Raw genomic sequence first — 15,448 nt, 5'->3', positions numbered from 1 at the left:
GGGATCCTCATTTCGGTTGTCATCGCGGCGCAAAATGTCGCAAATGGGCTTCGGGTTCAACTCGGGAATTCCACCAGTCGTTTCCGGGCGGTAAACCCTTTCATCACCTCGGAAATCCACGCAATCTCATGATTTCGCTCGACACTGTAGCAGATGATCGGCCCGTTCTGATTGCCGGTGCGACGGCCAGCGGCAAATCGGCGCTGGCACTTTCACTTGCGCAGGCACGCGGCGGGGTGGTGGTGAACGCCGATGCGCTGCAGGTCTGGTCGTGCTGGCGGCTGCTGTCGGCGCGCCCCTCGGCCGCGGAAGAGGCGTGCGCGCCGCATCTGCTTTACGGCCACAAGGCGCCCGGAGACGACTATTCCGTCGGTGCCTGGCTGCGCGATGTGGCGCCGATCCTCGCGGCCTTTCGTGCCGGCACCGGGCCGCGGCCGATCATCGTGGGCGGCACCGGGCTCTATTTCACCGCGCTGACCGAGGGGCTGGCCGAGATCCCTCCGACGCCTGCCGCCGTGCGGGCCGAGGCGGACGCGCGGCTCGCGGCCGAAGGCGTGGCGGCGCTGCTGGCCGCGCTCGATCCCGAGACGGCGGCGCGGATCGATCGGCTGAACCCGATGCGGGTGCAACGGGCCTGGGAGGTGCAGCGCGCAACCGGACGCGGCCTTGCCGCCTGGCAGGATGCGACCCCCGCGCCGCTGTTGCCGCTCGACATCTGCACGCCGCTCCTGCTCGATGCCGACCGCGACTGGCTCGCCGAGCGGATCGATCGCCGTTTCGGGCTGATGCTGGAACAGGGCGCGCTCGAGGAGGTGCGGGCGGTGCTGCCGATCTGGGAGCCGCGCGCGCTCTGGGCGAAGGCGATCGGCGCGCCGGACCTGGTGGCGCATCTGCGCGGCGAGATCGACCTCGCGACGGCAACCGCGCAGGCGCAGGCCGCCTCGCGCCAATATGCCAAGCGGCAGCGCACCTGGTTTCGTAGCCGGATGCGCGGCTGGCACAACATCCAGCCCCCCTGAGTCGCACCGGCAACATCCCGCAAGGGACTGAATTTTCTGTTGGCAAGAGAAAGGTCTTCTCTCCTATGCTGCGCCCGTAGCAAGCCAACCGGACCCTGCCCGTGAAACTCTTCACCGCACCGCCGCTGTCGCACCTGTCCCCGTCCCCGGCCGGCGAGATGCCGCGCGAGCGACAGGCCGCCTGCCTGCCCTCGGCGCCCTCGCAGCTGCGCCTGATGCCGATCGCCCGGCTCGCCCAGGGCGGGCGCTGGCGGATCGAGGCGATGCGCTCGCTCTCCGAGCCGTGCCTGCTGTGGTTCACCCGGGGTCAGGGCCGGATCACCGTCGGCGGCACGACGCGCGGCTATGGTGCGCATAACGCGATCTTCATTCCGGCGGGCGTGATGCACGGCTTCGACATGAGCCCGCAGACGCATGGCACGGCGGTCTTCTTCGGGGCGGAGTGCAACCTGCCACTGCCGCAGGGCGCGCTGCACCTGCGCATCCGCGACGCCGCCTCGCAGGTCGAACTGAACGCGCTGCTCGAGGCGGCGCAGCGCGAAAACGAAAGCGACCGGCCCGCGGCCGATCGGGCGGTGCATCACCACCTTGGCCTGCTCAGCGTCTGGCTCGAGCGGCAGGCAGCCTCGGGCGCGAATGACCTGCCTGCGCCCGATGCGGCGCGCAAGCTGGTGGCGCGCTATGCGACGCTGCTCGAACGTGAATTCCGCTCGGGCCATGGCGTTGCCGATTACGCCGCGCAGCTCGGTGTCACGCCGACCCACCTGACCCGCTCGTGCCGGTCGAGCTGCGGCCGCGCCGCCTCGGACCTGCTGCAGGACCGCCGCCTTTACGAGGCGCGCCGACTGCTGTCGGAAACCCGCGCCCCGGTGAAGGAGATCTCGGACGTGCTGGGCTACACCAGCCCGGCCTATTTCACCCGCGCCTTCCACGCCCGCACCGGCAAGACCCCGTCGCAGTTCCGCAAGGCGCCCTGAGGCCCGGCCTCACTCCGCCGCCAGCCGGTCGGCGCGCGCCTCGTCGGCGTGGCGGAAGGTGAAGACATGCACCGAGGCGACGAGCTTCGCACTCGCCTCGGCCAGCAGCCGCGCCGCCTCGGTCGCGGTGTCGAACATCGCCGCCGTGGTCTGCGAGGTGTGGTCGAGCTGGTTCACCGCCGCGTTGATCTCGGAGATGCCGCCCGCCTGCTCACCCGCCGACAGCGCGATCTCGCCCACCCGTTCCGAGATGTCGCGCACCGAGGCGGTGATCTGGCCAAGCGCCTCGCCGGTCTGGCCGACCAGCGCGACGCCGCTGCGCACCTGGGTGTTCGAGGAGTCGATCAGCACCGAGATCTCCTTCGCCGCCTCCGACGAGCGCTGCGCCAGTGCGCGCACCTCCGAGGCGACGACGGCGAAGCCGCGCCCGGATTCACCCGCCCGCGCCGCCTCGACCCCGGCATTCAGCGCAAGGAGGTTGGTCTGGAAGGCGATGTCGTCGATCACCGCGGTGATGCGCGAGATCGCGTGCGCCGAGCCCTCGATCTCGGCCATCGCCTCGACCGCGCGCTGGACCACTTCGACACCGCTTTCCGCGTTGCGCCGCGCCGCCGTCGCCAGATCGCGCGCCGCCGTCGCCCCGTCGGCCGCTGACTGCACCGAAACCGTCAGCTGGTTCAGCGCCGCCGCGGTCTCCTCGAGCGTCGCGGCATTGCGTTCGGTGTTGTGGCCCAGCTCCTCGCTCGAGGTCAGGATCCGCCCGACCTCGGTGTCGATCTGCGCCGCCTCCGCCTCGATCGCGGCCAGCGCATGCGAGAGCTGGCCGACGGCACCGTTGAAGTTGCGCCGCAGCTGGTCGTAATCGCCCGGCAGCTTCTCCTCGAGGGCAAAGGTCAGATCGCGCTGCGACAGCGCCTCGAGCGCGCCAGCCAGCGTGCCGACGACGTGCACCTGCTCGTGCAGACGGGCCTGTGCCTCTGCCTCGCGCACCTCCGCGGCCGCCCGGGCCTCCTGTTCCAGCCGGCGCTGCGCCTCGGCCGCCGCGCGCTCGGTCGTGCGTTGCGCCTCGGCCGCCTCGGCGGCAGCGGCCAGGCGGGCGGCCTCGGCCTTGCGGGCGTTCTCTTCCTCGAGGCGCAGCGCCGCCGCGATCCGCTCGGTCTCGGCCAGATTGGCGGCAAAGACCTGCAGCGCCCGCGCCATGTCGCCCAGCACGTCGCGCCGCGCGGTGCCGGGGATGGCGATGTCGCGATTGCCCGAGGCAAGATCGACCGTGGCGCGCGAGATCGCCGCGATCTGGCCGACGATGCGCCGGCCAAGCAGCAGCGCGAGCCCCGCCGCGATCAGCACGGAAACCCCGGCCAGCAGCAGCGAGATGCGCCGCGAGGTGAGCGTCACCGTATCATAGATCGCCGTCGGCACCGCCACGGTGAAGATGCCCGCCACCTCGCCCTGATAGTCGCGGATCGCGAAGGCACGCAGCAGATGCGGCGCCCCGGCGGTGATCTGGCGCAGCTCGAGCACGCCGCCCGTGCGCAGCGCGGCGAGCTGCTCCGCCGACAGCAGCGGCGCGTCGGAGCGCGTCGTCGCCAGCCGCGTCACCGCGCCCGGTGCCCCCGGGACTGCGGGCAGATCGTAATACTCGAAATCATAGCCGGTGCGGGCGGCGAGCGTGCGCAGGAAATGGCTGCCGACGCTCAGCCCGACCTCGACCGTGCCGACCGGCCGCCCCTCGGCCCGCACCACGGCCACGCCGCGCGCCCCAAGCCCCGCCTTGCCGCGTTCGAGCCCCTGCACCGGGCGCCCGCTCGCATTCGCGTCGACCACCGTGCGGCGGACGCCGGACAGGTCGTCGCCGCGCTTCGTCAGGTCATGGATGCGGATCAGCGAGGTCGCCGGTGGCAGGTGGAACTGCAACTGCTCGATCCCGGTCTCGTCGCGCAGCCGTTTCCAGGCGGGGGCGAGCAGCGCCTCGAGCGCGGCATCGTCGCGCGCCGCCATCGCCGCCTGCACCGGCGGCAGCGCCGCGATCAGCTCGGCCCGTGCCAGCGCCTCGTCGAGCGTGCCGGCCAGCGCGCCGCGCAGCTGCTCCTCGGCAAGGCCGAGCTCGCGCTCGCGGGTGACGCGGTCGGTCGTGCCCTCGATGTAGAGCATGCCCGCGGCCAGCAACCCGCCGGCGATCAGCGCCACGAGGACGGGAAGAAGAAGGATCTGGTGGCGGATATTCATCCCGGACCTCGGCAAGGTTTTCCTGACCTGCCTAGGGGCAAAATCCTAATTCTCCGTTGATCCGCGCTGACCTAACGGAAAAGGCCGCCCGCGGGGCGGACGGCCGAGCCGGACGGAGGGGGGGAAGGTGTCCGGAATTGAAGGCCGCCCCCGAAGGAGCGGCCCCGCCGGGCTGGGGAGGTCTCAGAAGAAGCCCAGCTTGTTCGGGTTGTAGGAAACCAGCATGTTCTTGGTCTGCTGATAGTGGTCGAGCATCATCTTGTGGGTCTCGCGACCGATGCCCGACTGCTTGTAGCCACCGAAGGCCGCATGGGCCGGGTAGGCGTGGTAGTTGTTGACCCAGACGCGCCCGGCCTGGATGTGGCGGCCGAAGCGGTAGCAGGTGTTGATGTCGCGCGACCAGACGCCGGCGCCAAGGCCGTACATCGTGTCGTTGGCGATGTGCAGCGCTTCCGCCTCGTCCTTGAAGGTGGTCACCGAGACGACCGGCCCGAAGATCTCCTCCTGGAACACGCGCATCTTGTTGTGGCCCTTGAGGATCGTCGGCTGGATGTAGAAGCCGTTCGACAGCTCGCCGTTGAAGCGCGCGGCGTCGCCGCCGACCAGCACCTCGGCGCCTTCCTGGCGGCCGATCTGCAGATAGGACAGGATCTTGTCCTGCTGTTCCTGGCTCGCCTGGGCGCCGACCATGGTCTCCATCAGACGCGGGTCGCCCTGCTTGATCGCTTTCACCCGGGCGATGGCGCGCTCGATGAAGGCCTCGTAGATGTCTTCCTGGATCAGCGCGCGCGACGGGCAGGTGCAGACCTCGCCCTGGTTGAAGGCAAAGAGCACGAAGCCTTCGACCGCCTTGTCGAGGAAGGCGTCATCCTTCGCCATCACGTCCGAGAAGAAGATGTTCGGCGACTTGCCGCCCAGTTCCAGCGTGACCGGGATCAGGTTCTCGGTCGCGGCCTGCATGATCTTGCGGCCGGTCGCGGTCGAGCCGGTGAAGGCGATCTTCGCGATGCGCGGCGATTTCGCCAGCGGCGCGCCGACTTCCGGGCCCATGCCGTTGACGATGTTCAGCACGCCGCCCGGCAGCAGGTCGGCGATGAGTTCCGCCAGCACCATGATCGCGGCCGGGGTCTGTTCGGCGGGCTTCATCACCACGCAGTTGCCGGCGGCCAGCGCCGGGGCAAGTTTCCACGCCGCCATCAGGATCGAGAAGTTCCACGGGATGATCTGGCCGACGACGCCGAGCGGCTCGTGGTAGTGGTAGGCGACGGTGTCGTTGTCGATTTCCGACATCGTGCCTTCCTGCGAGCGCAGGACACCGGCGAAGTAGCGGAAGTGGTCGATCGACAGCGGGATGTCGGCGGCGGTCGTCTCGCGGATCGGCTTGCCGTTGTCCCAGGTCTCGGCGGCGGCGAGCAGGTCGAGGTTCGCCTCGAGCCGGTCGGCGATCTTCAGCAGCACGTTCGAGCGGTGCGCGGCCGAGGTGGTGCCCCAGCCATCCTTCGCCGCATGCGCGGCATCAAGCGCCAGCTCGATATCGGCGGCGTCCGAACGGGCGACTTCGCAGATCTTGCCGCCGGTGATCGGGGTGATGTTGTCGAAGTAGCGGCCGCTGACCGGCGGCACGAACTTGCCACCAATGAAGTTGTCGTAGCGCGCCTTGAACGGCGACACCATCACACCCTTGAACTCGGCCGACATGTCGGTTGCCATCTGGATTTCCTCCCTGAATGCTGCGGGTCCTCCACGACCCGCGATGCATTCAAGGTGCGCCACCTTTCCCGAGTTGCATAGCCGCAATGCGTACCCAGAATGGCAGACTGTCTCGGGCCTGAGACAGGTGCAGGCGCAGAAACCCGGAAGGTGCGCAATCGGGCCGCGCCGGAAGGGGGCTCAGAAGCCCTCTTCCTCCTCGTCGGTTTCCTCGGCGCTGCGCAGATCCTCGGGCAGCACCGCAACGGGGGCCGCGCCGCCGACCGGGTCGGTGAGCAGGGCATCAAGCCGCGCATCGCGATCGGGCGCCTCCTCGAGCAGCGCCCAGAGCGCTCGCATGTCCTCCTCGAAGCGCGCCTCGCCGATCTCGCCCGCGTCGCGCAGCTTCTCGACCTCGCGCATCACCTCGATCGCGTATTCCGACAGGCCAAGCGCGCGCATCTCGCCATGGAACAGGATGTCGTGGCGGATCGCATGGGCAAAGGCGAAGAGCACCACCTGCGACAGCGCCTCGCCGGCCGAGAAGCCCTGCGCCATGCGGGTGCCGATCAGCGCCTCGCCGGCCATGGTCAGCTCCATGCCCAGCCCCTCGAGCAGCTCGCGCAGCCCGTCCATCACCTCGGGGTCGACGCGGACCGGGGCGATCGGCGGCGCCTCCTCGGGGGTGCCGCCCAGCTCCTCGGTGAAACCGATCACCCGTGCCCGGGCCGGCGTCGGCATCGGGCGCGCGGGGGCGCGGCGCGGCGCCTCGGCCACCGGGGCCTCCTCGATCGTCGGTTCCGCGACGGCCGCCTCGACCGAAGGCGTGTCCACAGGCTGGGGTTCGGCGACCGGAGCCTCGGCCGGCGGGACTTCCGCAACGGGGATTTCCTGGAGCGGGGTCTCGGGCGCAAGGGTCTCGGCCGCCGGCTGGTCCAGCACGAAAGGCGCGGCGTCGGAGGCCACGGGAGCTTCGACCGGCACGGTTTCCGGCGCGACCTCGGCGACAGGCGTCTCCGGTGCGACGGCTTCGGGGGCGGCAGCCGCCGCCTCATCCGCGACCTCGGCCGCCGTCTCGCCGTTCAGCGCGGCCAGCAGGCTGCGCGCGGCCTCGGTCGGCGCCAGCACCACCGTCTCGCGCGCGCCGAACAGGCGTTTCAGGAAGGACGGCCGGTGGGTGATCTCCTCGACGAGCCCGGCGCCGATCAGCCCCGAGAGCGGCCGCGCCACCTCGAGCCCACGGCCGCGGGCTTCGACCTGCAGCGCGGCACGGTCAACGGCACCGCGCGCGGCGTGCAGCTCCGTGACGACGATCAGCAGATCCAGTTCGGGACGCTCGGGCAGTTTGTCCTGCATGATGCTCTCCTTCGTCAGAGGCGAGCGGCATCGCAGATCGGGCCCGCGCCGTCAATGGAGCGTGGCACCCGAGGCGGGGTTTCCGCCCATCCCTCGCCCATCCTGCGGCGCGCTTTCCGCTTGCCTCGCCCCGCCCCGATCTGGTCTTCTGGCCCGGTTCCCGAAAGGCCCCCTCCCGCCGTGGCAGTCCGCTTTGTCCATACCGCCGACCTGCACCTCGACTCGCCGCTGGTGTCGCTGGCGCTGCGCGATCCGGCCCTGGCCGAGGAGGTCGGCACCGCCACCCGCACCGCGCTGAGCCGGATCGTCGATCTGTGCCTGGCCGAAGCGGTCGATGCACTCTTGATCGCGGGCGATCTGTGGGACGGCGCGCAGGGCTCGGCGAAGACGCCGAGGTTCCTGCGGCAGGAGCTTGCCCGTCTGGGGGCCGCGGGGATTCGCAGCTTCCTCATCCGCGGCAACCACGACGCGATGTCGAAGGTCACGCGCGAGCTGGAGCCGCCCCCCGGCACCCATGTCTTCGGCGGCCGCGCCGCGACCGAGGTGTTCGAGGCCCGGGGCCGCAGCGTCGCCGTGCACGGGCTGAGCTTTGCCCAGGACAGCGCCCCCGAGAGCCTGCTGCCGCGCTACCCCGCCCCGGTGCCCGGCGCGATCAACATCGGCATGATGCACACCAGCCTGAACGGCAGCCCCGGGCACGACAATTACGCCCCCTGCGCGGTCGCAGATCTCGATGCGCAGGGCTATGACTACTGGGCGCTTGGCCATATCCACCGCCGCGCCGAATACCGCGGCCGCTCGGTCGTCGTCATGCCCGGCATGCCGCAGGGCCGCGACATCGGTGAAAGCGGGGAAAAGACCGTCACCCTCGTCACCGTGGCCGACGATGGCACGGTGACGACCGACGCCCGCGCCGTCGCACCGCTGCGCTTCGAGCGGGTCGAGCTTGACCTGAGCGGCATCGCCGACTGGGCCGCCCTGCCCGGCCGGCTGGCGTCCGCTTTGCGCGACGCGGCCGCCGGCGCCGCGGGCACGGCGCTGGTGCTGCGCCCGGTTCTTGTCGGCGCGACGCCGCTTGCCTGGCGGATCGGGCGCGACCTCGACCGGCTGACCGAGGAGGCGCGCGCCGCGGCCGAGGCGATCGGCGGGGTCTGGATCGACAAGCTCGAGGCGCGGGTGAGCGGCGGCGACGTGCAGGCCGGCCGCCTGCCCGCCGACCTGCTGCGCCTTCTGAACGACGACCTGCCCCGCGACGCGGGCCTTGCCGCGCAGCTGCGCAAGACCGCCGAGGAGCTGCTGCACGACCTGCCGCCGGAGCTGCGCGGCCTTCTGGGCGAGGACGAGGCCGCGCTTGATGCCGCCTGTGCCGCGCTTCTCGCCACCGGCACGGCACAGCTTCTGGCCCGCCTCGCCCCCGGCGGGGAGGAGGGCTGATGCGGCTCGACCGGCTTGACCTCGCGCGCTACGGCCGCTTCACCGACACCGTGCTCGACTTCCCCGCGCCCGCGCCCGGCGGGGCCGATCTGCATGTCATCTTCGGCCCGAACGAGGCCGGCAAGTCGACGATCTTCTCGGCCTGGCTCGACCTGCTGTTCGGCATCCCGCTGCGCAGCCGCTATGACTTCCTGCACCCCGGCCCGACGATGCGCATCGGCGCCACGATCCGCACCGAGGCCGGGCCGATGGCCCTCACCCGGATCAAGCGCAGCACGGGAAGCCTGCTCGATGCCCACGGCGCCCCCCTGCCCGAGACCGTGCTGCAGGCGGCGCTTGGCGGGCTGGGCCGCGAGGGCTATGGCGCGATGTTCTCGCTCGACGACGACACGCTCGAACGCGGCGGCGAGAGCATCCTTGCGAGCCGCGGCGACCTTGGCGAGATGCTGTTTTCCGCCAGCGCCGGGCTTGCCGGCCTCGGCCCCGAGCTCGAGGCGATGCGGGCGGATCTCGACGCCTTCCACGCGCCGGGCCGGCGCAAGGGCGCGGTTCGCGACGCGAAGGCGCGGCTGGCCGAGCTCGACCGGGCGCGGCGCGATCTCGACACCAGCGCAGCGGCGGCGCAGAAACTGGCGCGCGAGGTGGCGGTGGCCGAGGAGGGCTGGACCCGCGCCAAGGCCGCCGCCGATGCCGCCGATGCCGCGCTGGCCGCCATCCGCGCCGCCCGTGCCGCGCGGCCGCTGCGCGCGCGCCTTGTGGCGGCCGAGGCCGAGCTTGCCCCCCTTGCCGCCCTGCCCGACACCGATGCCGCGCTTGACGACCAACTGCGTGCGCTGACCGAGGCGCGGATCGGCATCGACAGTCGGCTGGCGGCCGCGGCGGCGCAGATCCGGACGCTCGAGGACCGGCTCGCAGCCCTTGCCCCCGATCCGGCGGTGCTGGCGCTGGCCGCGGATCTGGCGGCGGCCGAGGGGCTGCGCGCGGCGCATGACACCGCGCTTGCCGATCTGCCGCACCGGATCGATGCCGCACAGCAGATCGAGGCGAGCCTGCGCGCGACGCAGGCGGCGCTTGGCCGGGCCGGGGTGCCGGTGGCGGGCCTTCTGCTCAGCCCGGCCCGGCTGGCGTCCCTGCGCGCGCTTCTCGCCCGTCGCTCGGGCCACGAGACGGCCGTGGCCGCCGCCCGGGCCGAGGCCGAGGCCGCGCAAACCGCCCTGGCCGAAGCCGAAGCGCGCCGCACCGCCGCCGGCGCCGGCAGCGATGCGCGCGCTCTGGCCGCCCTGCTCGCGCAGATCGGCCGTGACGATCCGGCGGCCACGCTCGCGCTCGCCCGTCGCGCCGAAGACCTTGCGCGCGCAGACCTTGCGCAAGCGCTGGCCGCACTTGCGCCCTGGCGCGGCGATGCCGCGGCGCTGGCCGCCCTTTCCGTGCCCGCGCCGTGGCAGCTCGACGGGTTGAAAACCGCGGCCGAGGCCACCCGCACCGCGCTGGCCGATGCGCAGCGCGCGCTGACGGCCACCGCCCCCGGCGAGATCGACGCCCCCGAGGCCACGGCCGATGCCGATGCCGCGCGCAGCCGGCGCGAGGCGCTCTGGGCCGCGCATCTCGCAACCCTCACCCACGACAGCGCCGCGGCTTTCGAGGCGGCGCTGCGGGCCGATGACCGGATCACCGCGCAAGCGGCCGACCGGCTTGCGGCCGCGCGGCTTCGGGCCCGCGAGGCCGCCGCGCGCGACCGGGCCGCGGCGGCGCTGAGCGCAGCACAGGCCGCCCGCGCCGCGCATCTGGCCGAGGTGGCGGCGGTGACCGAAGCGCTCGGCCTCTCCGGCGCCGGGCTCGAGGCGCTGCTGTCGTGGCTCGCGGCGCGCGAAACGGCGCTTGCGGCGCGGGCCCGGCTGGCCGCGGCCGAGGCCGAGACCACACGCGCCAGCGCGGCCGTCGACGCCGCCGCGCAGGCGCTTGCGGCGCTGCTTGGCCAGCCGATGCCGGCCCCGGGCGGCCTTGCCGCGCTGCGGGCCGAGGCGCTCGCCCGGGTCGAGGCCGCGGGCCGGATCGCCGATCTCGACCGCGCCGCCGAGACCGCGCGCGAGACCGCCACCCGCCGCGCACAGGCGCTGGATAAGTCCGAAGCGCAGCTGGCCGCGTGGACCGCCGACTGGGCCACGCAGACCGCGGGCACGCCGCTCGCCGCAGAACCCGTCGAGATCGAGGGGCTCGGCCGGATGCTCGACCTGCTCGACCGGCTGGGGCAGGAGGCCGCAAGCCACGCCGCCCTCGCCGATCGGATCGCGAAGATGGAGGCGAACCGCGATCGTTTCCGCGCGGCGCTCGCCGATCTGCGTACCCGGCTGGGGCTTGCCGACGACGCGCCCTGGACCGCGCTGACCGCCCGCCTGCGCCGCGCCGAGGAGATCGAGCGGCAGCGCGAGGTGCTCGGTGCCGATCTCGCCGCCCTGCGCGCAACGCAAGACGCCGACACTGCCGCGCAACTGGCGAACGAGGCCGGACAGGCCGGGATCGCCGCCCATCTCGGTGCGCCCATGCTGCGCGGGCGCGAACTGGCGGCGCATCTGGCGGCCTGCCGCACGGCCGGCGCGCTTCGCACCGAGATCGCCCGGCTGACCCGCGACCTTGCCGCGCAGCCCGAGCCGGAGGCCGGGGACGACGATGACGCCACCCTCGCCACCCGCGAATCCGCACTGCAGAGCGCCGCCGCGGCCACCCGCGCCGCGGCCGAGGAGAGTTTCGCCGCGCTGCGCGAGGCACGCCGGCGGCTCGAGGCGGTGGGGGGCGACGATGCCGTCGCGCGGATCGAGGCCGAGCGCGCGAACCTGCTCAATGCGCTCGCCGAGGACAGCCGCGCCCATCTGGCCGCCCGCTTCGGCCTGATCGCCTTCGAGACCGCGCTGCGGCGCTATCGCGACAGCCATCGCAGTGCCATGCTCGCCCGCGCCTCAGAGGCCTTCGCGGCGCTGTCGCGCGGCGCCTATGCCGGGCTTTCGGCCGAACCCGACGGCGCGCAGGAACGGCTGGTGGTGCTGCCCGCCGCGGGCGGGGCGAAACTGGCGGTGGATCTGTCGAAGGGCACGCGGTTCCAGCTCTATCTGGCGCTGCGGATCGCGGGCTATGCGGAACTCGCCCGCAGCCGCCCGACCGTGCCCTTCGTCGCCGACGACATCATGGAAACCTTCGACGACGGCCGCGCCACCGCGGCCTTCACCCTGCTCGGCCAGATGTCGCACCACGGCCAGGTGATCTACCTGACCCACCACCGCCACCTGTGCGAGATCGCGCGCGCGGCCTGCCCGCAGGCGCGGGTGCTCGACCTCACCGCACTCTGAACGGCGCTCTGGCGCTCAGACCTGAAGCCCGAGCGCCTTCGCCTTGCGGTAGAAGGTGGCGCGGCCGATGCCGAGATCGCGCGCCGCGGCCGAGACATTGCCCCCCGAGCGCGCCAGCGCACGGGCCATCTCGGCGCGTTGCGCCTCTTCCAGCCCACCGCGCGTGGTCTGACCGCTGAACAGATCATCCGCCGGCAGCCGGCCGATGGCGCTGTCCTCGATGCCGAGGTGACGCCGCGCCGCCCGCGTCGCGCCGATCACCAGATCGTCGCGGTCGAGCGCGAGCAGCATCACCCCCTGCGGTGCATTCTCGCCCGCCCCGGCCGAGAGGATCCGCGCCCCCTCGAAGGAGGCGCGGAAGAGATCCGCCTCGATCCGCAGCGCGGCGTCCTGCACGGTCAGCGCGACGATCCGTGCATAGCCCTCGGCCATGTCGTCACGCACCGACGAGATGTCGATCACCCCGGCGAGCTCGCCGGTCGCGCCGAAGACCGGCGAGCCCATGCAGGTCAGCCCGGTGTTGGTCGAGCGGAAATGCTGGTCGCGCCAGACGGTCACGGCGCGGCCCTCGGCCAGACAGGTGCCGATGCCGTTCGTGCCCTCGGCCCCCTCCGACCAGTCGGTGCCGGGCGCCAGGTTCGAGGCGTGGAATTCGCGCTTGTCGCCGTCGCGCACGCGCTCATCCAGGATCAGCCCCTGCGCGTCGGAGAGAAGAACGGTGCAGCCCGCGTCGCAGGCGGCGCGGGCGAGCCGGTCGAGCACCGGGCTCGCCACCCGCACCAGAAGCCCCGCCGCCTCGCGCCGGGCGCGCATCTCGGGGGTCGACAACCGCTCGATCGGGCGTTGCGTCGCCGGGTCGAGCTTGTGATGGATGAGCGAGCGGCGCCAGCTTGCCGCAAAGCCCGCCCGGCCGAGCGCGGCCGGGGACGTCACCACCGACTGCACGATGTCGGCGTGGTTGCGCTGGACTGTGTTCATCGACGGCATGGCGAAAAGCCTCCCCTCTTTCCGATGCGTCAGGCCCGGAAGGATAGCCGGTTCGGGGCAGGAGTAAATGCCCCCGCGCGGGTCGGCCTTACGACTTAGGTCGCAGGCTCTTCCCCATCTTCCGCCCCGCCCTCGTGACGCTTGCCGCGAAAGCCCTGCGCGACCACGAATTTCTCGGAACTGTCCTTGCGCGAGGCCGGCGGCTTGACGTTTGCGACCTTGGTGAAATTCTTCTTGAGGATGGTCAGCAGCTCCTGCTCCGCCCCGCCCGCCAGCACCTTGGCGACGAAGGTGCCGCCCTCTTCCAGCACGTCGAAGGCGAAATAGGCGGCGTGTTCGCACAGCGTGATGATCCGCAGATGGTCGACCTGCTGGTTGCCCGAGGCCGCGGCCGCCATGTCCGACATCACCACATCGGCCTTGCCGCCAAGCCAGGTCTTCACCTTCTCGTCGGCGTCATCCTCGAGGAAATCAAGCTGATGGATCTCGGCGCCGGTGATCGGCGTCACCTCCTGCAGGTCGACGCCCAGCACGGTGCCCACCTTCTTGCCCGACTTCTCGCCAAGCGCGTTCACCCGCTGCACCGCCACCTGGCACCAGCCGCCCGGCGCGCAGCCAAGGTCGACCACCCGCGCGCCCGGCACGAGGAAGCGGAACTTGTCGTCGAGCTCCAGGATCTTGAAGGCGGCGCGGCCGCGATAGCCTTCCTTCTTCGCGCGCAGGACATAGGGGTCGTTCAGCTGCCGCTCGAGCCAGAGCGTCGAGCTGAGCTTGCGCCCCTTCGCCGTCTTCACGCGCACGCGCAATTCGCGCTGGCCGCGGCCCGAGCTGTTCTTGCCGGAGGGTGTCTTCGCCATTTTTCTCTCCTCGGACCTCAGATCGGGCCCATTTCCTCGAGCACGCCATCGGCGGCCATCTGTGCGTAAAGCAGCCCCTCGCGCAGGCCGCGGTCGGCCACCGACATCCGGTCGGTCGGCCAGACCCGCATCAGCGCCTGCAAGATCGCCGCGCCCGACATGATCAGCGTGTGCCGGTCACGCCCGATGCGCGGATCGGCGCGCCGGCCTTCGGGGCCGAGCTGCAGGAACCGCCGGATCACCGCGTCGATCTGCGCCGAGGACATCGCCAGCCCGTCGACGCGGGTGCGGTCATAGCGCTTCAGCCCGAGGTGACAGGCGGCAACCGTCGTCACCGTGCCCGAGGTGCCGATGATCTGGAAGCCCTCTTGCGGGCTTCCCGAGCTGTAGGGGGTGAAATCGGCCAGTTTCTCCTCGAAGTACCAGCTCATCAGCGCGAAACGCGCCGCGTCGTCCTCGACATCGGCGAACTGGTCCTTGAGCGTGGCGACGCCAAGCGGCACCGAGATCCAGTCGACCACCCGCGCCGAGGGCTCCGGCCCTTCGAGCGCGCGGAACCCGCCCGCCCCCGACATCCGCATGATCGCCCGCGCCCGGTCGGCCGGCGGCACCTTCGAGATATCGATCCAGACAAGTTCGGTCGAGCCGCCGCCGATGTCGACCACCAGCACCTGTTCGGTGCGCGGGCTGACGAGCGAGGCGCAGGAGATCACGGCAAGGCGTGCCTCCTCCTCGGGCGGGATGATCTCGAGCGGCAGGCCGGTTTCGCGCCGCACATAGCGGATGAAATCTCGGGCGTTGCCGGCACGGCGGCAGGCCTCGGTGGCAACCAAGCGCATGCGTTTCACGCCGTGGGATTCGATCTTCCGCCGGCAGATCTGCAGCGCCTGCACCGTGCGCGCCATGGACGAACGCGACAAGCGGCCCGAGGCTTCAAGCCCCTGGCCGAGCTGGACCGCCTTGGAAAAGCTGTCCACCACCTGAAACTGATCGCCCTTCGGTCGGGCAATCAGCATCCGGCAACTGTTGGTGCCAAGATCGAGCGCAGCATAAAGCTCGCCCTTCTCGGCGGGGACGGTCGCGGTCGGCTCTACCGGTTTCGGGAACGCGCCCGCAGACCTGGGACGCTTGGGCGCCATTGCACGCCCTCCGATTTCAAGTTGTCCCCAAGGTAGCGATTTGAACGCAGGGGTTCAAGGCGCGAGGTGACGCGGCGATGACACGATTGCGCGGGGGGCGCCGGAGAGCGCGATTCGTCCCGCCTCCGACATCTGCGCAACAATCGCCCGGCCGACGCAGGATTGGACGCGGCGACGCCTCCGGACCGCAGCCGCCGGCGCCGTTTCCGATGCGGCAACGGGCCGTTGCACAGGCGCGGCGGCGCGGCGTCGATTCGTCGAGTTCCGGAAACGAAACGTTTCCACGGAAAGGACAATCCTCGGGCGCCAGCGCAATCATGGCGCAGCCGTGGCGGCGCAGGCCATCTCGGCGCCGCAATTTCCGCTTGCGTGGCAGGCGCTTGCCAGCCGAAGCTGAGGCATCACGTTCGACAGCCTCCAAGG

At 71.6% G+C, this 15,448-nt stretch carries 10 protein-coding genes; 4 read left to right on the top strand and 6 right to left on the bottom strand.

The window, feature by feature from the left end:
• Window positions 1-128: 128 nt before the first annotated feature.
• Together miaA and AC0QTQ_RS09005 are read left to right on the top strand one after the other, a co-directional pair.
• On the top strand, window positions 129-1,019 hold the full coding sequence (gene miaA, locus AC0QTQ_RS09010; RefSeq protein ID WP_480259155.1) for a tRNA (adenosine(37)-N6)-dimethylallyltransferase MiaA: 891 nt from the start codon (window positions 129-131) through the stop codon (window positions 1,017-1,019).
• Between the two features lie 101 nt (window positions 1,020-1,120).
• On the top strand, window positions 1,121-1,996 hold the full coding sequence (locus AC0QTQ_RS09005) for a helix-turn-helix domain-containing protein (protein WP_480259154.1): 876 nt from the start codon (window positions 1,121-1,123) through the stop codon (window positions 1,994-1,996).
• A gap of 9 nt (window positions 1,997-2,005) precedes the next feature.
• On the opposite strand, the gene AC0QTQ_RS09000 is transcribed toward AC0QTQ_RS09005, so the two are convergent.
• The 3 genes from AC0QTQ_RS09000 to AC0QTQ_RS08990 form a co-directional block, all read right to left on the bottom strand.
• Complete coding sequence (locus AC0QTQ_RS09000; RefSeq protein ID WP_480259153.1) at window positions 2,006-4,222, bottom strand: methyl-accepting chemotaxis protein; 2,217 nt, start codon at window positions 4,220-4,222, stop codon at window positions 2,006-2,008.
• 183 nt (window positions 4,223-4,405) lie between these two features.
• Complete coding sequence (gene adh, locus AC0QTQ_RS08995; protein WP_245965216.1) at window positions 4,406-5,932, bottom strand: aldehyde dehydrogenase; 1,527 nt, start codon at window positions 5,930-5,932, stop codon at window positions 4,406-4,408.
• Between the two features lie 180 nt (window positions 5,933-6,112).
• Window positions 6,113-7,267, bottom strand: a complete 1,155-nt coding sequence (locus AC0QTQ_RS08990; RefSeq protein ID WP_480259152.1) for a hypothetical protein — start codon at window positions 7,265-7,267, stop codon at window positions 6,113-6,115.
• 180 nt (window positions 7,268-7,447) lie between these two features.
• On the opposite strand from AC0QTQ_RS08990, the gene AC0QTQ_RS08985 reads away from it, so the two are divergent.
• Both AC0QTQ_RS08985 and AC0QTQ_RS08980 read left to right on the top strand, forming a co-directional pair.
• Window positions 7,448-8,701, top strand: coding sequence for a metallophosphoesterase family protein (locus AC0QTQ_RS08985; protein WP_480259151.1), 1,254 nt, complete (start codon window positions 7,448-7,450; stop codon window positions 8,699-8,701).
• On the top strand, window positions 8,701-12,042 hold the full coding sequence (locus tag AC0QTQ_RS08980; RefSeq protein WP_480259150.1) for an AAA family ATPase: 3,342 nt from the start codon (window positions 8,701-8,703) through the stop codon (window positions 12,040-12,042). The genes AC0QTQ_RS08985 and AC0QTQ_RS08980 overlap by 1 nt, the downstream gene beginning before the upstream one ends.
• 15 nt (window positions 12,043-12,057) lie before the next feature.
• Here the strand turns inward: AC0QTQ_RS08980 and AC0QTQ_RS08975 are convergent, their stop codons facing one another.
• The 3 genes from AC0QTQ_RS08975 to AC0QTQ_RS08965 form a co-directional block, all read right to left on the bottom strand.
• Window positions 12,058-13,029, bottom strand: a complete 972-nt coding sequence (locus AC0QTQ_RS08975) for a GAF domain-containing protein (protein WP_245965215.1) — start codon at window positions 13,027-13,029, stop codon at window positions 12,058-12,060.
• Between the two features lie 95 nt (window positions 13,030-13,124).
• Entirely contained in the window at window positions 13,125-13,886 is a 762-nt protein-coding gene (locus AC0QTQ_RS08970; RefSeq protein WP_121532118.1) for an RlmE family RNA methyltransferase, read from the bottom strand.
• Between the two features lie 17 nt (window positions 13,887-13,903).
• The gene (locus tag AC0QTQ_RS08965; RefSeq protein WP_121532116.1) at window positions 13,904-15,025 is read right to left on the bottom strand and encodes a Ppx/GppA phosphatase family protein; all 1,122 of its coding nucleotides are present in this window, start codon (window positions 15,023-15,025) and stop codon (window positions 13,904-13,906) included.
• Between the last annotated feature and the right edge of the window lie 423 nt (window positions 15,026-15,448).

The sequence above is a fragment of the Paenirhodobacter sp. YD-8 genome (assembly GCF_056590935.1).
Note: the sequence above shows the minus strand (reverse complement) of the source record. Positions and strands in the feature narration are given on the sequence as shown.